The sequence below is a fragment of the Streptomyces sp. NPDC048192 genome (genome assembly GCF_043202415.1).
GTDB lineage: Bacteria > Actinomycetota > Actinomycetes > Streptomycetales > Streptomycetaceae > Streptomyces.
The window spans coordinates 37,988-59,137 of record NZ_JBIDAL010000015.1 but is presented as its reverse complement, the minus strand read 5'-3'; the positions used below and the strand labels follow the sequence as shown (position 1 = coordinate 59,137).

At 72.8% G+C, this 21,150-nt stretch carries 20 protein-coding genes; 6 read left to right on the top strand and 14 right to left on the bottom strand.

Annotation, left to right across the window (positions count from 1 at the left end; all coding sequences use genetic code 11):
• The first annotated feature begins 84 nt into the window (after positions 1 to 84).
• Positions 85 to 480, top strand: coding sequence for a winged helix-turn-helix transcriptional regulator (locus ACGFZN_RS29465; RefSeq protein WP_393861496.1), 396 nt, complete (start codon positions 85 to 87; stop codon positions 478 to 480).
• Here ACGFZN_RS29465 and mutM read toward each other — a convergent pair.
• From mutM to recG, 8 genes are all read right to left on the bottom strand, one after another.
• Complete coding sequence (gene mutM / locus ACGFZN_RS29460; RefSeq protein WP_393861495.1) at positions 453 to 1,313, bottom strand: bifunctional DNA-formamidopyrimidine glycosylase/DNA-(apurinic or apyrimidinic site) lyase; 861 nt, start codon at positions 1,311 to 1,313, stop codon at positions 453 to 455. The two genes, ACGFZN_RS29465 and mutM, sit on opposite strands and share 28 nt — an antisense overlap.
• An 83-nt stretch (positions 1,314 to 1,396) precedes the next feature.
• Positions 1,397 to 2,254, bottom strand: coding sequence for a ribonuclease III (gene rnc / locus ACGFZN_RS29455; RefSeq protein WP_393861494.1), 858 nt, complete (start codon positions 2,252 to 2,254; stop codon positions 1,397 to 1,399).
• Positions 2,255 to 2,261: 7 nt separating this feature from the next.
• Positions 2,262 to 2,435 (bottom strand): 50S ribosomal protein L32, encoded by a 174-nt coding sequence (gene rpmF / locus ACGFZN_RS29450; RefSeq protein ID WP_003951102.1) that lies wholly within the window; start codon positions 2,433 to 2,435, stop codon positions 2,262 to 2,264.
• Positions 2,436 to 2,437: 2 nt separating this feature from the next.
• A complete protein-coding gene (locus tag ACGFZN_RS29445) occupies positions 2,438 to 3,082 on the bottom strand; it encodes a YceD family protein (RefSeq protein ID WP_393861493.1) in 645 nt (214 codons plus the stop codon).
• 148 nt (positions 3,083 to 3,230) lie between these two features.
• Positions 3,231 to 4,313, bottom strand: coding sequence for an ATP synthase F0 subunit B (locus tag ACGFZN_RS29440; protein ID WP_393861492.1), 1,083 nt, complete (start codon positions 4,311 to 4,313; stop codon positions 3,231 to 3,233).
• Between the two features lie 57 nt (positions 4,314 to 4,370).
• Positions 4,371 to 4,850, bottom strand: a complete 480-nt coding sequence (gene coaD, locus ACGFZN_RS29435; protein WP_330342793.1) for a pantetheine-phosphate adenylyltransferase — start codon at positions 4,848 to 4,850, stop codon at positions 4,371 to 4,373.
• Between the two features lie 26 nt (positions 4,851 to 4,876).
• Positions 4,877 to 5,464, bottom strand: coding sequence for a 16S rRNA (guanine(966)-N(2))-methyltransferase RsmD (gene rsmD / locus ACGFZN_RS29430; protein WP_393861491.1), 588 nt, complete (start codon positions 5,462 to 5,464; stop codon positions 4,877 to 4,879).
• Between the two features lie 41 nt (positions 5,465 to 5,505).
• The gene (recG, locus tag ACGFZN_RS29425; protein WP_393861490.1) at positions 5,506 to 7,722 is read right to left on the bottom strand and encodes an ATP-dependent DNA helicase RecG; all 2,217 of its coding nucleotides are present in this window, start codon (positions 7,720 to 7,722) and stop codon (positions 5,506 to 5,508) included.
• A 166-nt stretch (positions 7,723 to 7,888) separates the two neighbouring features.
• Between recG and ACGFZN_RS29420 the strand changes: the two genes are divergently transcribed.
• Both ACGFZN_RS29420 and ACGFZN_RS29415 read left to right on the top strand, forming a co-directional pair.
• Entirely contained in the window at positions 7,889 to 9,715 is a 1,827-nt protein-coding gene (locus ACGFZN_RS29420) for an HSP90 family protein (RefSeq protein WP_393861489.1), read from the top strand.
• A complete protein-coding gene (locus ACGFZN_RS29415) occupies positions 9,715 to 12,672 on the top strand; it encodes a tetratricopeptide repeat protein (protein ID WP_393861488.1) in 2,958 nt (985 codons plus the stop codon). Before ACGFZN_RS29420 ends, ACGFZN_RS29415 begins: the two co-directional genes overlap by 1 nt.
• A gap of 58 nt (positions 12,673 to 12,730) precedes the next feature.
• Here ACGFZN_RS29415 and ACGFZN_RS29410 read toward each other — a convergent pair whose 3' ends face one another.
• Entirely contained in the window at positions 12,731 to 14,611 is a 1,881-nt protein-coding gene (locus ACGFZN_RS29410; RefSeq protein WP_393861487.1) for a DAK2 domain-containing protein, read from the bottom strand.
• A 258-nt stretch (positions 14,612 to 14,869) separates the two neighbouring features.
• On the opposite strand from ACGFZN_RS29410, the gene rpmB reads away from it, so the two are divergent.
• Positions 14,870 to 15,055 (top strand): 50S ribosomal protein L28, encoded by a 186-nt coding sequence (gene rpmB, locus ACGFZN_RS29405; protein ID WP_330337598.1) that lies wholly within the window; start codon positions 14,870 to 14,872, stop codon positions 15,053 to 15,055.
• Between the two features lie 132 nt (positions 15,056 to 15,187).
• Here rpmB and thiD read toward each other — a convergent pair whose 3' ends face one another.
• Together thiD and ACGFZN_RS29395 are read right to left on the bottom strand one after the other, a co-directional pair.
• Positions 15,188 to 15,976, bottom strand: a complete 789-nt coding sequence (gene thiD / locus ACGFZN_RS29400; RefSeq protein WP_393861486.1) for a bifunctional hydroxymethylpyrimidine kinase/phosphomethylpyrimidine kinase — start codon at positions 15,974 to 15,976, stop codon at positions 15,188 to 15,190.
• On the bottom strand, positions 15,973 to 16,938 hold the full coding sequence (locus tag ACGFZN_RS29395) for a thiamine-phosphate kinase (RefSeq protein ID WP_330337600.1): 966 nt from the start codon (positions 16,936 to 16,938) through the stop codon (positions 15,973 to 15,975). The genes thiD and ACGFZN_RS29395 overlap by 4 nt, the downstream gene beginning before the upstream one ends.
• 267 nt (positions 16,939 to 17,205) lie before the next feature.
• Between ACGFZN_RS29395 and ACGFZN_RS29390 the strand changes: the two genes are divergently transcribed.
• On the top strand, positions 17,206 to 17,439 hold the full coding sequence (locus ACGFZN_RS29390) for an Lrp/AsnC family transcriptional regulator (protein ID WP_003997603.1): 234 nt from the start codon (positions 17,206 to 17,208) through the stop codon (positions 17,437 to 17,439).
• Positions 17,440 to 17,459: 20 nt separating this feature from the next.
• Positions 17,460 to 17,978, top strand: a complete 519-nt coding sequence (locus ACGFZN_RS29385) for a DUF3515 domain-containing protein (protein WP_393861485.1) — start codon at positions 17,460 to 17,462, stop codon at positions 17,976 to 17,978.
• A 9-nt stretch (positions 17,979 to 17,987) separates the two neighbouring features.
• Here ACGFZN_RS29385 and ACGFZN_RS29380 read toward each other — a convergent pair whose 3' ends face one another.
• From ACGFZN_RS29380 to ACGFZN_RS29370, 3 genes are all read right to left on the bottom strand, one after another.
• Positions 17,988 to 19,145, bottom strand: coding sequence for a D-alanine--D-alanine ligase family protein (locus tag ACGFZN_RS29380; RefSeq protein WP_393861484.1), 1,158 nt, complete (start codon positions 19,143 to 19,145; stop codon positions 17,988 to 17,990).
• A 104-nt stretch (positions 19,146 to 19,249) separates the two neighbouring features.
• Positions 19,250 to 20,260, bottom strand: coding sequence for an NAD(P)H-dependent glycerol-3-phosphate dehydrogenase (locus ACGFZN_RS29375; RefSeq protein ID WP_393861483.1), 1,011 nt, complete (start codon positions 20,258 to 20,260; stop codon positions 19,250 to 19,252).
• Positions 20,257 to 21,036 carry a lysophospholipid acyltransferase family protein gene (locus ACGFZN_RS29370; protein ID WP_393861482.1) on the bottom strand — a complete coding sequence of 260 codons (780 nt, stop codon included), beginning with the start codon at positions 21,034 to 21,036 and terminating at the stop codon, positions 20,257 to 20,259. Before ACGFZN_RS29370 ends, ACGFZN_RS29375 begins: the two co-directional genes overlap by 4 nt.
• Between the last annotated feature and the right edge of the window lie 114 nt (positions 21,037 to 21,150).

Genomic DNA, 21,150 nt, shown 5'->3' with positions numbered 1-21,150 from the left:
CTCGGAAGCAGTGACCACAGGAAAGCACTAACCAGAAGTTAGTGCAACCTGGTGGTCAGCGCTGCGCGTGCGTACCCTGGTGTCATGACCGCCACCACCCAGGACCTCGAGGACCTCGCGTACAACGTCTTCGCCAAGGCGTGCCCGTCGCGCGGCACGCTGGAGCACGTCACGGGCCGCTGGGGCGGGCTGACGCTCGGCGCGCTGTACGAGGGCTCGCTGCGCTTCAACGAACTGCGCCGGCGCGTCGACGGCGTGAGCGAGAAGATGCTGTCCCAGACGCTGCACGCGCTGGAGCGGGACGGCCTGGTGCACCGCGAGGCGCAGCCGACCAACCCGCCGCGCGTGGACTACGAGCTGACCCCCCTGGGCCGGCAGGTGGCCGAGCGGCTGCTGGCGCTCATCCACTGCGTGGAGGGCGCCATGGACGACGTCCTCGCGGCACGCGCGCGTTACGACGAGACGCGCGGCGCCCGCTGACACCTCGGGCAGAAGTAGCTGGACCGGTTCATCCAGGGGCGCCGGCGCATCGGCGTACCGCACCGCCGGCACGGCTCGCCCTCGCGGCCGTACGCGTCCAGGGACCGGTCGAAGTAGCCCGACTCGCCGTTGACGTTGACGTACAGGCTGTCGAAGCTGGTGCCGCCGACGGCGAGGGCCGCGTTCATGACGTCCCGGACGTGGCCGAGGAGTTCGGCGGTGACGGGGCGGGTGAAGTGCGCCGTGGGGCGTTCGTAGTGGATGCGGGCCCGCCACAGGGCCTCGTCCGCGTAGATGTTGCCGACCCCGCTGATCAGCGACTGGTCCAGCAGGGCGCGCTTGATGGTGGTCCGCTTGCGGCGCAGCGCCAGGTGGAAGGCCTCGTCGTCGAAGAGCGGGTCCAGGGGGTCGCGGGCGATGTGCGCGATGACGTCGGGCAGGCCCTCGGGGGTGTTGTCGTGCAGCGACAGCCCGCCGAAGGTGCGCTGGTCGACGAAGCGCAGTTCGGTGCCGAGGGAGTCGGCGAACCGGACCCGGATGCGCAGGTGCTTCTCGTCCGGCGCCTCGTGCGGCTGCACCAGCAGCTGGCCGCTCATGCCGAGGTGGGCGAGGACGGACTGGTTGGTCTCCTCCAGCGGCAGCCACAGGTACTTGCCGCGGCGGCTGGGAGTGCCGATGTGGTGGCCCTTGAGGCGGTGCGCGAAGTCGTCGGCGCCCGCGATGTGCCGGCGCACGGCGCGCGGGTGCAGCACCTCGACCTCGGCGACGGTGCGGTGGGCGACCCAGCGCTCCAGGCCGCGCCGGACGACCTCGACCTCGGGCAACTCGGGCATGGGACCCCCCGTGCGAAGCGGTGGACGATGGAAGCGCCCGCCCCTTCGCGGACGAGGGGACGGGCGCTCGGTACTGCTGTGGGTCAGGCGGGAGCGGACGACGACTCGTCGTCCTTGACGGCCTCCTTGGCGGCCTCGTCGGCCTTCTGGGCCTCCCTGGCCGCCTTGGCGCGCTCGTCCGCGGCGGCCTTGATGGCCCGCCAGGCGGACTCGGCGGCCTGCTGCTCCGCCTCCTTCTTGCTGCGGCCGGTGCCGGTGCCGTACGAGACGCCTCCGACGCGGGCGGCAGCAGTGAAGGTCTTCTCGTGGTCGGGGCCGGTCTCCGTGACCAGGTACTCGGGGACGCCGAGCCCTTCGGTCGCGGTCAGCTCCTGGAGGGAGGTCTTCCAGTCCAGGCCGGCGCCGAGGTTGGAGGACTTCTCGATCAGCGGGTCGAAGAGCCGGTGCACCAGCTCGGACGCCGCTTCGAGGCCCTGGTCGAGATAGACCGCGCCGATCACCGCTTCCAGGGTGTCGGCGAGGATGGACGCCTTGTCCCGGCCGCCCGTGCCCTCTTCACCGCGGCCGAGCCGGATGAAGGAGCCCAGGTCGAGCCCGCGGCCGACCTCCGCCAGCGCGCGCGAGTTGACCACCGCGGCCCGCAGCTTGGCCAGCTGGCCTTCGGGCAGGTCGGGGTGGGTGCGGTACAGCGTGTCCGTGACGACGAGGCCGAGCACGGAGTCCCCGAGGAACTCCAGCCGCTCGTTCGTCGGCAGACCGCCGTTCTCGTACGCGTAGGAACGGTGGGTCAGCGCGCGCACCAGAAGGGCGGACTCGACCTTGTAGCCGAGCCGCCCTTCCAGAAGCGTGTGGGACGAGGCCTGGTTGTCCGCCTTCTTCTTGGCGGGTGCGTCCGCCTTGGCGTCTTCCGCCTTCTTGGGACTGGACACAGTGCCTCTCACCAGCCGCTCAGACTTCGAGGACCTGGCGCTTGTTGTAGGTGCCGCAAGACGGGCACGCGATGTGCTGCTGCTTGGGCTCGTGGCAGCGCTCGCACGCAACCAGGGTGGGGACCGCAGCCTTCCACTGCGACCGGCGGTGGCGCGTGTTGCTGCGCGACATCTTCCGCTTCGGAACAGCCACGGCTACTTCTCCTGCTTCTCGTCGACGCCCGCTTCGGCGCCGCTCATCTCGTCCTTCTCGCCGTCTTCGAGTGAACCGGCGAGTCCCTGCAAAGCCGCCCAACGGATGTCGACGGCGTCGTGGTGGTGGTCCGGGTCGTCCGCGAGCCGCGCCCCGCACTCGGAGCACAGGCCCGGGCAGTCCTCCCGGCACACCGGCTGCATCGGCAGTGCGAGCACCACCGCATCGCGCAGCAGAGGTTCGAGGTCGAAGAGTCCGTCCTCGAGGAAGAACCTGTCCTCGTCGTCCTCGGCGTCGTCGCCCGGTTCCGCGATCACGCGGCCCCGGTCGTCGGCGTCAGGGTACGAGAACAGCTCCTGGAAGTCCGCTTCGAGCTCCAGCCCGACCGGCTCCAGACACCTTACGCACTCCCCCTCGGCCCGTGCACGGGCGGTGCCTGTGACGAGCACCCCTTCCATGACCGACTCGAGGCGGAGATCGAGCTCCACCGGGGTGCCTTCCGGCACTCCGATGACTCCCTGGATGCCGAGATCGGCGGGAGCGTCGATCGTGCGGGTCAGGCGCTGCAGCGCGCCAGGCCGCCGGCCCAGCTCGTGCGTGTCGAACACGAGGGGGTTGCGGTGGTCGAGGCGGGCGTTGGGAGCCATTCCTGCTTTCGATCTTCGAACTCGGAGGGCCGCCGCCCGTCGGTGTCTTCGGGCAGCGGAGATCGCGGACGTACGCGCGACCGAAGAGCCAGGATACTGGACCTTTCGCTCACGGCCCAATCCGGTGGTCGGCGGGCCGCGCCCGGCGCTACAGGCCGCGGCCCTGCTCGTACGCCCTGAGCTGCTCCGCGCTGATCATGCCGGTGTCGAACAGGCTGGTCTCGTCCAGGGCGTAGCCCTGCTGCGGCTGGTGCTGCGGGGCCTGCTGGTGGGCCTGCTGGTGGGCCTGCTGGGGGTCGTAGGCGGCCTGCTGGGGGTCGTAGCCCTGGTAGGCGGCGTAGGGGTCGGCCTGCTGGTAGCCGTAGGGGTCCTGCTGGCCGTAGCCGGTCTGCTGCGGGAAGCCGCCGTAGGGGTCGGGCTGCTCGTACGACGCGTACGCGGGCTGCGGGTCGTACGACGGCTGCTGCGGCGCCTGCTGCGGCCGCTCCGGGCGCTCGGCCGGGGCGTCCTGCTCGGCGAGCGCGGCGAGGTCGGCGAGGTAGTCGGCGTCGCTGGAGTGCTGGAAGGTGGAGGTGTCGTCGGCGAGGGCGCCGAGGTCGTCCGTGGCGATCCGGCCGTGCAGCTTCTGCCGGCCGCGGCCGACCGCCTCCAGGGTCTTGGCCAGCACCGCCTCGAAGGCGCCGAGCTTGGCGTCGACGTACTGGTCGGCGTTGTGGCGCAGGGTCTCGGGGTCGTGGCTGCGCTCGGGGGCGTCCTCGTCCTCGTAGCCGTTCTCGTCCAGGCCGGGGCCGGTGCCGAGCAGCTTCTCGCGGCCGCGGCCGACCGAGCCGAGGGTCTTGGTGAGGACGACCTCGAAGTTGGCGAGCTTGGAGTCGACGTAGTCGTCGGCCTCGGCGCGGATCTCCTCGGCCTCCTTGCGGGCCTCGGCGAGGATCCGGTCGGCCTCGGCCTGGGAGCGGCGGGCGATCTCGGTGCCGGCGATCAGCGAGCCGCGCTCGGCGTGCGCGCTCTCGATGATCCGCTCGGCCTCCCGGCGGGCCTCCTCGACCATCTGCTCACGGTCGCCGATCAGCTCCTGCGCCTGCGCGAGGGAGCCGGGCAGCGCCTGGCGCACCTCTTCCAGCATCGCGAGCAGCTCGGCGCGGTTGATCACGCAGGACGCCGACATGGGCATGGCCCGGGCGCCGGCGACCGCGGAGACGATCTCGTCGAGCTTCTTCTGCACGTCCACCTGTGCTCGCCACTCTCTACAGCCGGGATGGAGACGGACGGGACGACTGTAGTCCCATCAGGGCTTGCGCAGGCGCTTGTTCAGGGCCTCGAGCACCGGCGCGGGCACCAGGTGGGAGACGTCTCCGCCCCAGGCCGCGACCTCCTTGACCAGGGAGGAGGACAGGAAGCTGTAGGTGGGGTTGGTGGGCACGAACAGCGTTTCGACGCCGGTGAGGCCGTTGTTCATCTGGGCCATCTGCAGCTCGTAGTCGAAGTCGCTGACGGCGCGCAGGCCCTTGACGATGGCGGGGATGTCGCGCTGCTTGCAGAAGTCGACGAGGAGGCCGTGGAAGGCCTCGACCCGGACGTTGGCGTAGTCGGCGGTGACCTCGCGGATCAGCTCGATCCGCTCCTCGATGTCGAACAGGCCCTTCTTGGACTTGTTGATCATCACCGCGACGTACACCTCGTCGTACAGACGGGAGGCGCGGGCAATGATGTCGAGGTGTCCGTTGGTGATCGGGTCGAACGACCCGGGACAGACGGCGCGGCGCACTAGTGATCCCTCGCTCTCCGGTCCGGTCATCGTGCGTCTTCGCACGTAGAGGCGGCGCGACCGTACCAAAACGTTCCCTCGCCGTAGCGACGGGACCTGATCGCCTCGAAGCCGTCCGGCCACCGGAATTCGCCGCCTCTGGTGCTGCGCTCCACGGTGACGAGCGCTTGCTCAGCGAGCCAGCCTTCCGAGCGGAGTGTGAGCAGAATCTCGCGAAGATCGTGATCCGTGACGGCGTACGGGGGGTCGAGGAAGACCAGGTCGTACGGCTCTTCCGGCGCCGGTTGCCTGATGATCTGTTCCGCTTTGCCCGCTCTGACCTCAGCGCCGGGAAGGGCCAGGTTCTTCACGTTCTCCCGCACGATGCGGGCTGCCCGTGCGTCCGCTTCGACCAGGAGGGTGTGGCTCGCGCCGCGGGAGAGGGCTTCCAGGCCCACGGCGCCCGATCCGGCGTAGAGGTCCAGGACCCGTTCGCCGTCGAGGGGGCCGCCGAGGAGCGACTGCCAGGTGGAGAAGAGACCCTCGCGTGCGCGGTCGGAGGTCGGCCTGGTTCCGGTGCCGGGAGGTACCGAGAGGCGCCGTCCGCCGGCCCGGCCGGCGATCACGCGGGTCATGTGGGGTCCTTCTTCGTGGGCGGCTTTCCGTTCATTGTGGCTCACCCCTTTTCCAGGTACTGCTCCCTCTCCTCGTCCAGCAGGGCGTCCAGCGCCGTACGCAGGCCCGGCAGGCCCTGAAGCTCCGGGTCCGCCGCCACCAGGGCCGTCGCCTCCGCTCTCGCCTCCGCGATGACCTCCTCGTCCTCGATGACCGCGAGGACGCGCAGGGAGGAGCGGGCGCCGGACTGGGCCTGGCCGAGGACGTCGCCCTCGCGGCGCTGCTCCAGGTCGATGCGGGAGAGCTCGAAGCCGTCGAGGGTGGCGGCGACCGCGTTCAGCCGCTGGCGTGCGGCACTGGCCTCGGGCATCTCGGTGACCAGCAGGCACAGGCCGGGCGCCGAGCCCCGGCCGACGCGGCCGCGCAGCTGGTGGAGCTGGGAGACGCCGAAGCGGTCGGCGTCCATGATGACCATGACCGTGGCGTTGGGGACGTTGACGCCCACCTCGATGACCGTGGTGGCGACCAGGACGTCGGTCTCGCCGGCCGCGAAGCGGCGCATCACCGCGTCCTTGTCGTCGGGGTGCATACGGCCGTGGAGGACCTCCACCTTCAGCCCTTGCAGGGGGCCGCGGCCCAGTTGGTCGGCGACGTCGAGGACGGCCAGCGGCGGGCGCTTCTCCGCCTCGTCCTCGGGCGACTTCTGCCTGGCCTTCTTCGGATCGTCCTCCTCGTCCCCGATCCGGGGGCAGACGACGTACGCCTGGTGGCCGCCTCCCGCCTCCTCGCGGACGCGCTCCCAGGCCCGGGCGAGGAAGTGGGGCTTGTCGGCAGCGGGGACGACGTGGCTGGCGATCGGGGAGCGGCCGGCCGGGAGCTGGTCGAGGACCGAGGTCTCCAGGTCGCCGAAGACCGTCATGGCGACCGTGCGCGGGATCGGGGTGGCCGTCATCACCAGCAGGTGCGGGGGCTGTCTGCCCTTGCCGCGCAGGGCGTCGCGCTGCTCGACTCCGAAGCGGTGCTGCTCGTCGACCACGACCAGGCCGAGGTCGTGGAACTGGACCTTGTCCTCGATCAGGGCGTGCGTGCCGATGACGATGCCGGCCTCACCGGTGACCAGGTCCAGCAGGGCCTGGCGGCGGGCGGCGGCGCCCATGGAGCCGGTGAGCAGGACGACCTTGGTGGCGTGCTCGGCGCCGCCCAGCATGCCTCCCTCGGCCAGCTCGCCCATCATCTCGGTGACCGAGCGGTGGTGCTGCTGGGCGAGCACCTCGGTGGGCGCGAGCATCGCGGCCTGCCCGCCCGCGTCGACCACGGCGAGCATGGCGCGCAGGGCCACCAGCGTCTTGCCGCTGCCGACCTCTCCTTGCAGCAGCCGGTGCATCGGGTGCTCGGTGGCCAGGTCGCCGAAGATCTCTTCGGAGACCTTGCGCTGGCCCTCGGTGAGGGTGAAGGGCAGGCGGTCGTCGAAGGCGGCCAGGAGGCCGTCGGGCCTGGGCTTGCGGGGGACGGCGGGGAGCTGGGCGTCGGCGTGGCGGCGGCGGGCCAGGGCGACCTGGAGGACGAAGGCCTCGTCCCACTTCAGGCGGGCCCGGGCGTCGGCGATGTCGGCCTTGGTGTGCGGGCGGTGGATCTTGAGCAGGGCCTCGGGGAGCGGGAGCAGACCGCGCCCCTCGCGGAGGGCGGGCGGCAGCGGGTCCAGGGCCTCCTGGGCGGTGGGCAGCACGGTCTGGACCGCCTTGCCGATCTTCCAGGACTCCAGTTTCGCGGTGGCCGGGTAGATGGGAATCAGGGCGCCGGCCCAGCTCTCCACCGTCTCGTCGCTGTCGCCGCGCAGCAACTCATAGGCGGGGTGGGCGAGTTGCAGGCGGCGGTTGAACACGGAGACCTTGCCCGCGAACAGCGCGCGGGTGCCCGGCAGCAGCTCCTTGTGGGGCTTGTGGACGCCGTTGCCGAAGAAGACCAGCTGGAGCCGGCCGCTGCCGTCGGTGATCGTGACCTCCAGCCGCTGGCCCTTGCCGCGGGGCGCCTTGGCGGAGGCGAAGGTGTGCAGGCGGGCGTCGGCGACCTGCGCGACCACCGTGACGTGCTCGTCCATGGGCAGGTCGGCGAGCCGGGTGAGCTGGCCGCGCTCCTCGTATCTGCGCGGGTAGTGGTGGAGGAGGTCGCCGACGGTGTGCAGGCCGAGGTGCTCGGCCATCACCTTCGCGGTGGCGGGGCCGAGCACCGACTTCAGTGGCTGCTTCAGTGGTTCTTCCAGTCCGTGCACGAGATCCATTGCACACCACGGCACAGACAATGCCGTACACGTCATAGGAAAGTCCTGGTCGGGCCGACTGCTCCGGCTCTAGGATGGCGCGCTCCGGCCATCCTTCGCGGTCACCGCCCCACCTCGGACCGCCCGACCCCGCGCCGATGTCCCTCCCCCCTGCGGCGCTGCGACGATGGACAACCAGAGCTCACAGACATCCCACAGCCCCCTCTCACCTCACATGTTCCAGGTCGACCTGCGCGGTCTGGTGGATCTGCTCTCCCATCACCTCTACTCCAGCCCCAGGGTCTATCTGCGCGAGCTGCTGCAGAACGCCGTCGACGCCATCACGGCCCGGCGGGGTGAGGATCCGTGCGCCCCGGCCCGGGTGCGGTTGTACGCCGACGGCGGCGGCCTGCGCGTGGAGGACAGCGGGATCGGGCTCACCGAGGCGGACGTGCACGATCTGCTGGCGACCATCGGGCGCAGTTCCAAGCGCGCCGAGGGCCTGGAGGAGACCCGCTCGGGCTTCCTCGGCCGGTTCGGCATCGGCCTGCTCGCCTGTTTCCTGGTCGCCGAGCGGATCCGGGTGGTCAGCCGCAGCGCCCGTACGCCCGGCGCACCACCGGTGGAGTGGACGGCGTGCGACGACGGCTCGTACACCGTGCGGACCCTGCCCGGCTCCGCGCGGCCCGAGCCGGGTACGACCGTCCACCTGACCGCGCGGCCCGGGGCGGCCGAGTGGCTGACGCCGGAGCGGGTGCTGAGCCTGGCCCGCGACTTCGGCTCGCTGCTGCCGTACGACGTCCGGGTGGGCGAGGAGCCGGTCACCGGTCTGCCCGCGCCCTGGGACCGGCCGTATCCGAGCCCGGCGGGCAGAAGGGTGGCGCTGGCCCGGCACTGCCACGAGCTGTTCGGGTTCAGGCCGCTGGACTCGATCGATCTGGACGTGCCGCTGGCCGGGATCCGCGGGGTGGCCTATGTGCTGCCGGCGGCCGTGAGCCCGGCACAGCGGGCGGGCCACCGGGTGCACCTGAAGGGCATGCTGCTGACCGACCGGGCCGAACAGCTGCTGCCCGACTGGGCGTTCTTCGTGCGCTGCGTGCTGGACACCGACACTCTGCGGCCCACGGCCTCGCGGGAGTCGCTGTACGAGGACGAGACGCTGGCCGCCGTGCGGGAGGCGCTCGGCGAGCGGATCCGCTCCTGGCTGACGGGGCTCGCCGCCGGCGATCCGGAGCGGCTGACGGCCTTCCTCTCCGTGCACCACCTGGGGGTGAAGTCCCTCGCCCGGCACGACCGCGGCATGCTGCGCACGATGCTGCCCTGGCTGCCGTTCGAGACGACCGACGGGCAGCTGTCCCTGGAGGAGTTCGCGCAGCGGCACCCGGTGGTGCACTTCACCCGGACCGTCGAGGAGTACCGGCAGGTCGCGCCGATCGCCTCCGCGCAGGGCATCGGGGTGGTCAACGGCGGCTACACCTACGACGGCGACCTGGTCGAGGCGCTGCCGTCGGTGCGGCCGGGGACGGTGGTCGCCGAGCTGGACGCGGACACCGTGACCGCGCACCTCGACGCGGTCGATCCGGGCGAGGAGGCGGCCCTGTCCGGCTTCCTCGCGGCCGCGCGGGCGACACTCGACCCCCTGGGCTGTGACGTCGTCCTGCGGGCCTTCCATCCGCTGTCCGTGCCCGCGCTGCACCTGGACGACCGGGCGGCGCGGCACGAACAGGCCCGCGCGGCGGCCGAGGAGCAGTCCGACGACCTGTGGGCGGGCATCCTCGGCTCGCTGCGCGGCAGCGCCCCGCGTGCGCGTCTGGTGCTCAACCACCTCAACCCCCTGGTGCGCAGGATCAGTTCGCTGCGGGACCCCGAGCTGATCGGCACGGCGGCCGAGTCGCTGTACGGGCAGGCCCTGCTGAGGGCGCAGCGACCGCTCGGGCCCGCCGACTCGGCGCTGCTGAACCGGGCGTTCATCGGCCTGCTGGAGTGGGCCACACACGGGGAGGGCGACCGCTGATGGAGGAGATCACGGACTTCGACGCGCTGCGCCGGGCGATGGCGGAGAACGCCGAGGAACCGGAGGGCCCGGCCCGCAACGCGCGCGCGGAGCGGCTGGTCGCCGCCGCCGAGTCGCTCGGCAGTGCGCCGGCCGTCGTCGAGGCGCTCGGGCACCAGCTGAAGGTCTACAACTACAGCTCCGATAAGGACAGGATGTTCGTCCCGTTCGCGCGGCTGCTGCGCATGTGGGACGAGCGGCCCGAGGACTTCGACGCGTACGAGGCGCACTCGCTGCACTGGGTCTTCAAGTGGATGTCGGCGGGCATGCTGGACCAGCCGCACATCCCGCTGGCCTCCGTCGAGAAGTGGCTCGGCGAGATGGAGCACCGCTACCGGCTCGCCGGGTACTCCGAACGGGCCGTGCGCGCCGCCGAGTTCGGTGTGGCCGCGCACGTCGGGGACCTGGCGCGGGCGGAGCGGGCGTACGCGGCGTGGCTCGCCGCGGACCGCGACGACATGGCCGACTGCCCCGCGTGCGAGCTGCACGGGCAGGGCGCCTGGCAGGCCGAGCGGGGCCGGGACGCGGCGGCGCTGGAGCTGTGGGCGCCGGTGCTTCGGGGCGAGTTCGTCTGCGCCCACGAGCCGCACACCGTGCTGGCCGCCTCGCTGGCCCCGCTGCTGCGCCTGGGCCGGCTGGACGAGGCCCGCGCCAACCATCTGCGGGGCTTCCGGCTCGTCCGCCCGATGGAGTCGATGCGCGCCGCGTACGCCGACCACGTGGAGTTCTGCGCGCTGACCGGCAACGAGGCGCGGGGTCTGGAGCTGCTCGCCGAACGGCCCGCGTACTTCACGGACACCGGGCATCCGCGCAGCCGGCTGGAGTTCCTGGCCGTGGTGACGCTGCTGACGGACCGGCTGACCGAGCTGGGCCTGGGCGCCCAGCGGGTGCCGGGGCCCGCCGGGCGGACCTGGACGGCGAGCGGACTCGCCGCCCACGCGCGCGCGGAGACGCTGGACCTGGCCGAGCGGTTCGACCGGCGCAACGGCACCTCGTACGTCGGCGACCGGGCACGCGCGCGTATGGCCCGGCGGCCGCCGGCGGACCGGCTGCCGCTGGGCGTCCGCACGGCGCGCCCGGCGCCGGCCCCGGCGGCCGCGCCCCCGGCGTCCGAGGCGCGGGACGAGCCCGGCCTCGTGGCCCTGCTCGCCGAGGCCCGGCGGCTGTCCCGGACGCTGCGCCCGCACGCCCTGGAGGCCTGGGCGGCGGTGGCGCGGGCCGCGCAGGGCGTGGACTTGGAGCCGCTGGCCCGCGCGGAGATCGCCGACCACGAGGCGATCGCCCGCGGCCCCGAGGGCGTCGGCCTGTTCGAGCGGGCGGCGGCTCTGTACGCGGAGGCGGGCGATCCCGGCGAGGCCCTGGCGGCACGCGCGCGTGGAGCGTATGTCCGCGCCCTCGCGGGCGACCCCGGCGCCGCCCTGGACACGGTCGACGCCCTGTACGACGAGGTCCTCGCCCTGTACGCCGAGGAGGCGACCGGCCTGCGTCAGACGGCGGCGGTGGTGATGAGCCGGACGCGGGTGCTGATGCGCTGCGCGCACGAGGGAGCCGGGGGGCTCGCCGCCCCGGAGACGTTCACCCGGGCCGAGCGGGCCGTGCGGGAGGTGCTCGCGCTGGTCGGCGGGCGGACCGGGGAGGACGTACGGCTGGCCGCGCGGGCCGCGGAGGCGCGGGGGATGCTCGCCGAGCTGGCCGTGCTGCGCGGGGACGGCGGGCGGGCCGCGGAGCTGTTCCGGCGGACGGCCGAGGAGTACGTGAACGCCGGGCTGCCGTGGTTCGCGGTGGAGTACGAGGCCCAGGTCGCCGCGCTGGCCCATCAGGCCGGTGACGCGGCCGGGGCGGAGCGGGCGCTGCGCTCCGCCCTGGAACACGGCGGGCCGTACGTGGAGCCGGCCGGGCGGGCCCGGCTGCATCTGCAGCTCGCCGAGGTGACCGGCGCGCGCGGTGCGGTCGCCGAGGCCGCCGAGCACGCGCTGCAGGCCGCGCACTGGGCCGACGAGGCGGGCGAGGGCGGCACGCTGGGCGCCTGGGCGCGGCAGGCGCTGGGCGGGCACCTGCTCCGCCGGGGCCGCTGCGCGGAGGCCGCCGAGGTGCTGGAGTCGGCGCTGGCCGACCTGTCCGCCGACACGCACGGCGACGGGGCCGTCGTACAGGCGCTGTGGTGGCTCGGCGACTGCCTGGACGAGCTGGGCGACCATCGCGCGGCGGCCGAACGCCGGCTGCGCGCGGCCGCGATCGCCCGGCACTGGCCCGAGCAGCAGGACCACGCCACGCTCGCCCATCTCGCCGCCGAGTCCCTGGGCAAGGCCGGTCTGCCGGCGGAGGCCGACCAGGCGTACGCGCGTGCGGGCGAACTGTGGCGGGCCCTGGGCAACCCGGCCTTCCTCGTCCGCTCGCTGCGGGCCCGCGGCTGGCTGGCGCTGCACCGGGAGGACGGAGCGGAGGCCGCCCGGCAGCGGATGGCGGAGGCGGTGCGGGAGTGCGAGCGAGCGGTCCGGGCGGCGGCCGGCCCGGTGGCCCGGCAGCAGCTGACGGAGGAACTGGCGCACACCCACCGCCAGTTCGGCGAACTGCTGGTCCGCTCGGTGACCGAGCAACCCGAAGAGGCCGGGGAACTGCACATGCCTGCGGGTCCGGGGGACGCCGAGGACGAGGAGGTGCGGGCGGTGTTCGAGGCGGCCCTGGTTCAGCTGGACCGGGCGGCCACGCTGTTCGGCGCCCTGGGCGCGAGCGGGCTGGACGACCGCACCGGAGCCGAGATCGCCGCCGGCCGGCTGGCGGCCGTGCTGGGCCGTCCCGCCGAGGCGGCTGCACGCGCGCGTGCGGTGCTCGCGGCCTACGAGGACGCCGGCGACGAGGACGAGACCGTCCAGGCACGGCGGGCGGAGGCCAGGGAGCTGCTGGGGCCCGGCGGATGAGGCGGGCGCGTCAGGCGGGCGGTGACGCCGGGTCGCTCCACACCGTCGCTCCGCGCCGTCACTCCACGCCGATGAGCAGCAGCGTCCCCTGGCGGCCGCCTTGGTACACCACGGTGTCCACGGCGAGGTAGGACTCCCGTACCCGGGCCTGGAGCTGGTCGGCGACGGCCTGCGGGGCCTCGTCGCCGACGACCAGGGTGACCAGTTCGCCGCCGGCCTGGAGCATCCGGTCCAGGACGGTCCGGGCGGTGGCGGTGACATCGGAGCCGATCACCGCGACGTCGCCGTCGATGAGCCCGAGCACGTCCCCGGCCTGGCAGATGCCGGCCGTCGTCCAGGACTGGCGCTCGGCGACGACGACCTCGGCGTACCGGGTGGCGCCCGCCGCCGCGGTCATCTGGACGACGTCCTCGTCGAACCGGCGCTGCGGCTCGTGCACGGCGAGCGCGGCGATGCCCTGGACCGCCGAGCGGGTCGGGATCAGGGCCACCCGGATGCCCTCGGTGCGGGCCTGCTCGGCGGCCGCCGCGGCCGTGTGCCGCAGCTCGGCGTCGTTGGGCAGCAGGACGACCTCGCGCGCGTGCGCCCGCCGTACGGCCTGCACCAGCTCCCCGCTCGCGGGCGGCTCCCCGGGGCGCGCGAGCACGGTCGTGGCGCCCGCCTCGGTGTAGAGCCCGGCCAGGCCCTCGCCCGGTACGACGGCGACGACGGCCCGCTGGGCACGCTCGCGCGGCGGCCGCTCGCCGCCCGTGTGCACGTCTCCGAGCCCGAAGTGGGTGATCCGGATCCGGTGCGGACGCCCGGCCTCCACGCCCGCCTCCACGGCGGCGCCGGCGTCGTCGACGTGCACATGGACGTTCCACAGCCCGTCGCCGCCCACCACGACCAGGGAGTCGCCGAGCGCGTCGAGGCGGTCCCGGAGCCGGGCCACGGCCGTGTCGTCGGCCTCCAGGAGATAGATCACCTCGTAGGCGGGGCCGCCGGTGCCGTCGGTGTCCGCGCACCCCTCCGCACCGGACGCGCTCACGCTCGCGGACCCAACGGAACCGGCGCCCGGAGCCTCGGCCGCCTCCCGTACGGCAGGGATCTCGCGCACGGCAGGGATCTCGCCGGCGGCCCGGCACCCCGGCACCCCCGACGCCTCCACCACGGCAGGCGTCCCGCCCTCCGCCCGACTCCGGCTCCCCGGAACCGCTGCCGCGCCGCCTACCGCCGCAGTCTCCCGTGCCGCCGAGCAAGCCTCCGAAGGGGAAGCCTCCCGCACCACCGCGGGAGCCTCCCGCACCGTCTCGCCCGTGAGCGTCTCCACCAGCGCGCCCAGCACCGCCACCAGGCCCCGGCCGCCCGCGTCGACCACTCCGGCACGGCCGAGCACGCCGAGCTGGTCCGGGGTGGCCGCCAGGGCCGTGCAGGCGCCGTCGTAGGCCGCTCGCGCGACCGTCCGGCAGTCGCCGTCGGCCTCCTCGGCGGCGTCCGCGGCGGCCGAGGCGACGGTGAGCACCGTGCCCTCGACCGGGTGGGCCACGGCCTGCCGGGCGGAGTCGGCGGCCCGCCGCAGCGCCAGCCGCAGCCCCGCGCCGTCGCCGCGCGCCCCCTCCCCGCCTTCGCCGAGCACCTGCGCCATGCCGCGCAGCAGCTGCGCCAGGATCGTCCCCGAGTTGCCGCGGGCCCCGATGAGCGCCCCGTGGGCCATCGCCTGCACGGTGTCCGCCAGCGAGGGCTCCCCGGTGCCCGTCCCGTACCCGGCGAAGACCGCCTCCACGGCCGTCGCCGCCGACTCCACGGTGAGGTAGAGATTGGTTCCGGTGTCGCCGTCGGCCACCGGGTACACGTTGATCGCGTCGATCTCCTCACGCGCGCGCCCCAGGGCCCCGAGCGCCCGACCGCACCAGGTGCGCACCGCGAGAGCATCGAAGAATGTCTGCGGCACCTGCGCCACCTGCGCCTCCCTGAGCCGGTCGTACGTGGGACGCAGCGTAGACCCCGTACGGGCGTCCGCCGGAAGAGGGCCGTGAGCCGGCCCTGAGCTGCCATGGTAGTTTCGTTGTACGGGCGCAGCCGTTGTATGCTGCTCCGGTTGCCCGATCCTGATCGGGCCATTCCCCTGGCAGCGCCACTCAAGATCTCAGGTCTTAGGATCTCGATCCCGGCATGCCGGGATCAACCGTAAGTGCATCTGAAGTCTTTGGAGTGACCCGTGGCTGCCAACTGCGACGTCTGCGGCAAGGGGCCGGGCTTCGGCAACAACATCTCGCACTCGCACCGCCGTACGTCCCGCCGCTGGAACCCGAACATCCAGCGTGTGCGTACCGTGGTCGGCGGGACGCCGAAGCGCGTGAACGCTTGCACCTCGTGCATCAAGGCCGGCAAGGTCGGGCGCTGACGCTACATCCCCCACTCTCGACTTCGCTCGAGCGGGGGGACCCCCATCCGCGCGCGGCCACTGTCTGGTTCGCTGCAAAAAGCCGGTCCACCTCAGGGTGGGCCGGCTTTTTGCCGTACCCGGGGGCCGGTATCAGCCACGCAGGCGCCAGCCATGGTCCACCGGCCCGATCCCCGCTCCCAGCGAGAACCCCGCGGCGATCGCGCCCGTGACGTACTCCTTGGCCGCCGTGACCGCCTCCGGCACGCTCAGGCCCTTCGCCAGGCCCGACGCGATCGCGGAGGCCAGCGTGCAGCCTGTGCCGTGGGTGTGCCGGTTGTCGTGGCGCGGGGCGCGCAGCCAGTGCTCCGCCGAGCCGTCCGTGAGCAGGTCCACGGCATCGCCGGACAGATGGCCGCCCTTGATCAGCACCCAGCGCGGCCCGTACTCCAGCACGGCCGCCGCGGCCCGGCGCAGATCGTCCTCCGATTCCACGCGGATCCCTGTGAGTTGCGCCACCTCGTCCAGGTTCGGTGTCGCCACCGTGGCCGCCGGGAGCAGCTTGGCGCGCACGGAGTCCAGCGCGGAGGCGGCGAGCAGCGGGTCGCCGTGCTTGGAGACGCCCACCGGGTCGACCACGGCCGGCGCGTCCGTGCCGGAGATCAACTCGGCGACCGCCTCGACCAGTTCCGCCGAGGCCAGCATCCCGGTCTTGACGGCCTGGACGCCGATGTCGTCGACCACGCTGCGGTACTGGGCCCGCACCGCTTCCACGGGCAGTTCCCAGGCGCCCTGGACGCCCAGCGAGTTCTGCGCGGTAACGGCGGTGATCACGCTCATCCCGTGCACGCCGAGCGCGAGCATCGTCTTCAGGTCGGCCTGGACGCCGGCGCCGCCGCCGGAGTCGGAGCCGGCCACGGTCAGGACCCTCGGCAGGCTCATGACTCGATGTCCCCGAAGTGGTCCCAGCCGCCCTTGCTGGTCCAGGGCGCCCCGTCGACGGTGACCTGGGGCAGCGCGGAGGGGTTGAGGACCTCGCCGATGACCTTCCAGCGGGCCGGGAGCTTGGTGTCCGGCGGGAAGGTCGCGACGATCGCGTGGTCCTCTCCCCCGGTCAGCACCCACTGCAGCGGATCCACGCCGACGGCCTGCCCGATGTCGTTCATCTGCGAGGGGATGTCGATCGCGCCGGAGCGGATGTCGATGCGGACCTTGCTGGCCTCGGCGATGTGCCCGAGGTCGGCGATCAGCCCGTCGCTCACGTCGCACATCGCGGTCGCGCCGAGCCCGGCCGCCGCCGGGCCCGCGTGGTACGGCGGCTCGGGGCGCCGGTGGGCCTCGACGAACGCGCGCGGGGAGCGGAAACCGCGCGAGAGGACCGCGTAACCGGCCGCGGACCAGCCCAGCCAGCCCGTGACGGCCACCAGGTCGCCGGGCTGGGCTCCGGCGCGCGTGACGGGCTCCTGGTTGCGCAGATCGCCGAGCGCGGTGATCGACACCATGATCGTGTCACCCCGCACCACGTCGCCGCCGACCACGGAGGCGCCCGCCACCTGGCACTCGTCGCGCAGGCCGTCCATCAGCTCGCTCGGCCAGGTCACCGGCAGTTCGGCGGGGACGACGAGGCCGAGCAGCAGGGCGGTGGGCACGGCGCCCATGGCCGCGATGTCCGCCAGGTTCTGGGCCGCCGCCTTGCGCCCGACGTCGTACGCCGTGGACCAGTCGCGACGGAAGTGCCGGCCCTCCAGCAGGATGTCGGTGCTCGCCACCACCCGCCGGTCGGGAGCGGCGACCACCGCGGCGTCGTCGCCGGGCCCGATCCGGACCGCCGGGGTGGTGGTGAGACGGGAGGTGAGCTCCCTGATGAGCCCGAACTCCCCGAGCTCACCAACAGTGCCCTTCATCGCCCTTGCTCCCCTTCTCTGCCATGCCGTGTCCACTCGCGCGTCATCAGTGTCCCCGATACGGTCGAGGTGACTGTCGATACGGTCCCGTCGACCGCCGACACGGTCCGCCCGGCCGTGGAGACGCTCGCGAGACCGTCAACTTCGGTCGTGCCTGCACCCTGGCGCGCAAGCCCGGTCCCCGCAGGTCTCCCCGCGGAGAGCGGCGACGCGATACCGTGGCGTTCCTTTTCCCCACATGATCCTCGTGGCCGCCCTGGAGGTTCCGTGGTACAGGCGTACATCCTGATCCAGACGGAGGTCGGCAAGGCGTCGACCGTCGCCGAGACGATCAGCAAGATCCCTGGAGTCATCCAGGCCGAGGACGTGACGGGACCGTACGACGTCATCGTGCGCGCCCAGGCCGACACGGTCGACGACCTCGGCCGCATGGTGGTCGCCAAGGTCCAGCAGGTGGACGGCATCACCCGCACCCTGACCTGTCCGGTCGTGCATCTGTAGCCCCCGTCTACCCTTGGCCGGTGAACATCTTCCGTCACCGGCCGCTCGCCCTGCTCGCGCCCTCGCTGCTGATCGCGGTCGCGGGCTGCTCCTCAGCAGACGACAGCGCCACCGTCGCGGTTCCCAGCCCCGACGCGAGGACGGCGGCGGTGTGCCGGGATCTGCACCGCGTGCTGCCGAGCACGCTCGACGGACGTCGCCGTGACGACCCCGCACCCCGGTCCGCCTACACGGCGGGCTGGGGAAACCCGGCGATCATACTGCGCTGCGGTGTCGTACGGCCGCCGAAGATGATCGACCCGAAGGTGGCCGAGGGCGGCGATCCCGACGCGATCGCGGGCGGTGTGAACGGCGTCGACTGGCTGATGGAGAAGCAGGGCGACGGCACCTGGCGGTTCACCACCGCCAACCGCGTGGCCTATGTGCAGATCACCCTGCCTCGGGGGATGTCCGCGCAGGACGAGGGCACCGCGGTCCTCACCGATCTCGCCCCGGCCGTGAAGAAGGCGATCCCCGAAGGGATCGCCTCCATGAAGTGAGCTGCGGGCTCAGCGCAGCCCGGTGGGACGCCGCAGCGCGGCCTGCACCAGGCGGTCGATCAGCTCCGGGTAGCTCACGCCGCTGGCCTGCCACATCTGCGGGTACATCGAGATCGGCGTGAAGCCGGGCAGGGTGTTGATCTCGTTGATCACGAACTCGCCGTCCTCGGTGAGGAAGAAGTCCGCGCGGACCAGGCCCTCGCAGGAGACCGCCTCGAAGGCCTGCACGGCGAGCTCCCGCACCCGGTCGGTCTGCTCCTCGGTGAGCGGCGCGGGGACGATGCCGGGCGTGGAGTCGATGTACTTGGCCTCGAAGTCGTAGTACGCGTGCGTGTCGGGCGGCGGGATCTCGGCCGGCACGGAGGCGCGCGGCCCGTCCTCGAACTCCAGGACGCCGCACTCGATCTCCCGGCCCCGCACGGCGGCCTCGACCAGGATCTTCGGGTCGTGGGCCTGCGCGGTGGCGATCGCCTCGTCCAGGCCGGACAGGTCGTCGACCTTGGTGATGCCGATGGACGAGCCCGCGCGCGCGGGCTTCACGAACAGCGGCCAGCCGTGCTCGCCGGCGAAGTCGATGATCTTCTTGCGGGCGGCGGACTCGTCGCGCTCCCACTCGCGCGGCCGGATCACCACGTAGGGGCCGACCTCGAGCCCGTAGGACGTGAAGATCCGCTTCATGTACTCCTTGTCCTGGCCGACGGCCGAGGCGAGCACACCGGCGCCCACGTACGGCACTCCGGACAGCTCCAGCAGGCCCTGGAGGGTGCCGTCCTCGCCGTACGGGCCGTGCAGCACCGGGAACACGACGTCGACCTCGCCGAGCGCCTTGGGGACCGCGCCGGGCTCGCTGTAGACGACCTCGCGGCTGGCCGGGTCGACCGGGAGCACCACGCCGCCGTCGGCGGACTCCGCCAGTTCCTCGACGGCGGGCAGCCGGCGGTCGGTGATGGCCATCCGCTCCGGCTCGTCCGCGGTGAGCACCCAACGGCCCTCCCGCGTGATGCCGATCGGCAGGACGTCGTACTTCGACCGGTCGATGGCCTTGAGGACCGCGCCGGCGGTGACCATGGAGATCCCGTGTTCGGAACTGCGCCCGCCGAACACGACGGCCACACGCGGCTTGCGCGACGGCTGCTCGGGGCTGTGGGGAAGGTTCTCGGTGCTCATATCGCGATGAGAGTACCCGTTGGTATCCCCCGAGTCAGCGCCCGCTCGGCCGCCGTGACTGCGTGTCCCCGGCGCGGTCGCTCAGCGTCGTGGACCTGGCCGTTTCAGTGCCGCTCGGGCTTGGCGGTGCGCGACATCAGCTCCTTGACGGCGACCACCGGCGACTTGCCCTCGTGGACGATGGCGACGACCGTCTCGGTGAGGGGCATGTCGACGCCGTGCCGGCGGGCCAGATCCAGCACGGACTCGCAGGACTTGACGCCCTCGGCGGTCTGCTTGGTGACCGCGATGGTCTCCTCCAGGGTCATGCCCTTGCCGAGGTTGGTGCCGAAGGTGTGGTTCCGGGACAGCGGCGAGGAGCAGGTCGCCACCAGGTCGCCGAGTCCGGCGAGTCCGGAGAAGGTCAGCGGGTCGGCGCCCAGGGCCATGCCGAGCCGGGTGGTCTCGGCCAGGCCGCGGGTGATGAGCGAGCCCTTGGCGTTGTCGCCGAGGCCCATGCCGTCGGCGATGCCGACCGCGAGGCCGATGACGTTCTTGACCGCGCCGCCCAGTTCGCAGCCGACGACGTCGGTGTTGGTGTACGGCCGGAAGTACGGCGTGTGGCAGGCGGCCTGCAGGCGGCGGGCGACGGCCTCGTCGGTGCAGGCGACGACGGCGGCGGCCGGCATGCGGGCGGCGATCTCCCGGGCCAGGTTGGGGCCGGTGACGACCGCGATGCGCTCGGCGCCGACCTTGGCGACGTCCTCGACGACCTCGCTCATCCGCATGGCGGAGCCGAGTTCGACGCCCTTCATCAGGGACACGAGCACGGTGTGCGGGGCGAGCAGCGGGGACCATTCGGCGAGGTTGGCGCGCAGGGTCTGGGAGGGGACGGCGAGGACGGTGAAGTCCGCGTCCCGCAGGGCCTCGGCGGCCTCGGAGGTGGCCCGGAGGTTCTCCGGGAGTTCGACGCCGGGCAGGTAGTCGGGGTTGGTACGGGTCGAGTTGACCGCCTCGGCCAGCTCGGGGCGGCGGGCCCACAGGGTCACCTCGCAGCCCGCGTCGGCGAGGACCATACCGAAGGCGGTGCCCCATGAGCCGGTGCCCATGACCGCCGCCTTGACCGCCTTGCTCACTTGCCCTGCCCCTCCGGTTCCTTGCCCTTGATCTGCGCCGTCTGCGCCCGGGTGCGGCGCCGCTGCTCGATCCGCTCGCGGCGCGGGTCGTAACGGGTCTCGGGCGCCTTCTCGCCGCGGATCTCCTCCAGCAGGCGGGTGATGGCCGCCATGATGTCCTCGGTGGCCTCCTTGAGCAGCTCCGGGGTCATCTCCTTGTCGTAGAAGCGGGAGAGGTCCACGGGCGGGCCGGCGAGCACGTGATGCGTCTTGCGCGGGAAGAGGTCGGGCTTCTTCGCGTACGGCGGCAGCAGTTCGTTGGCGCCCCACTGGGCGATCGGGATGACCGGGCACTTGGTCTGCAGGGCGACCCGGGCGGCGCCGGTCTTGCCGGTCATGGGCCAGCCGTTCGGGTCGCGGGTGAGGGTGCCCTCGGGGTAGAAGGCGACGCACTCGCCGCGCTCCACGGCGTCGATCGCGGCGCGGAAGGCGCTGAGCGCGTCGGTCGACTCCCGGTAGACGGGGATCTGCCCGGTGCCGCGCATGGCGGCGCCGACGAATCCCTTCTTGAAAAGCCCGCTCTTCGCGAGGAATCGCGGAACCCGTCCGGTGTTGTACTGATAGTGCGCGTACGCGAAGGGATCCACGTGGGAATTGTGGTTCACCACGGTGATAAATCCGCCCTCGGCCGGAATGTGCTCCATTCCACGCCAGTCCCGCTTGATCAGAACCACCAGCGGCGGTTTGCAGATCACCGCGGCGAAGCGGTACCAGAAGCCGATTCTGCGGCGGGGCACAAGGACACCTTCCTCTAGGGCTGTCATCCCGGCGGGGGGCCGCACAAGTGTCGCTCCGAGCCGCCGGTCTGTCGAGGACACCGTACGCCCCGAGGGTCGGACGGCCTCAGGGTC

Excerpts from the sequence above, each read along its gene's own strand:
- recG (WP_393861490.1), bottom strand. The coding sequence starts at position 7,722 with ATGGATCTCGTGCACGGACTGGAAGAACCACTGAAGCAGCCACTGAAG.
- mutM (WP_393861495.1), bottom strand. The coding sequence starts at position 1,313 with ATGCCCGAGTTGCCCGAGGTCGAGGTCGTCCGGCGCGGCCTGGAGCGC.
- thiD (WP_393861486.1), bottom strand. The coding sequence starts at position 15,976 with ATGAGCCTGCCGAGGGTCCTGACCGTGGCCGGCTCCGACTCCGGCGGC.
- ACGFZN_RS29415 (WP_393861488.1), top strand. The coding sequence starts at position 9,715 with ATGGAGGAGATCACGGACTTCGACGCGCTGCGCCGGGCGATGGCGGAG.
- ACGFZN_RS29380 (WP_393861484.1), bottom strand. The coding sequence starts at position 19,145 with ATGAGCACCGAGAACCTTCCCCACAGCCCCGAGCAGCCGTCGCGCAAG.
- ACGFZN_RS29445 (WP_393861493.1), bottom strand. The coding sequence starts at position 3,082 with ATGGCTCCCAACGCCCGCCTCGACCACCGCAACCCCCTCGTGTTCGAC.
- ACGFZN_RS29465 (WP_393861496.1), top strand. The coding sequence starts at position 85 with ATGACCGCCACCACCCAGGACCTCGAGGACCTCGCGTACAACGTCTTC.
- ACGFZN_RS29420 (WP_393861489.1), top strand. The coding sequence starts at position 7,889 with ATGGACAACCAGAGCTCACAGACATCCCACAGCCCCCTCTCACCTCAC.
- rsmD (WP_393861491.1), bottom strand. The coding sequence starts at position 5,464 with ATGACCCGCGTGATCGCCGGCCGGGCCGGCGGACGGCGCCTCTCGGTA.
- ACGFZN_RS29395 (WP_330337600.1), bottom strand. The coding sequence starts at position 16,938 with ATGAAGGGCACTGTTGGTGAGCTCGGGGAGTTCGGGCTCATCAGGGAG.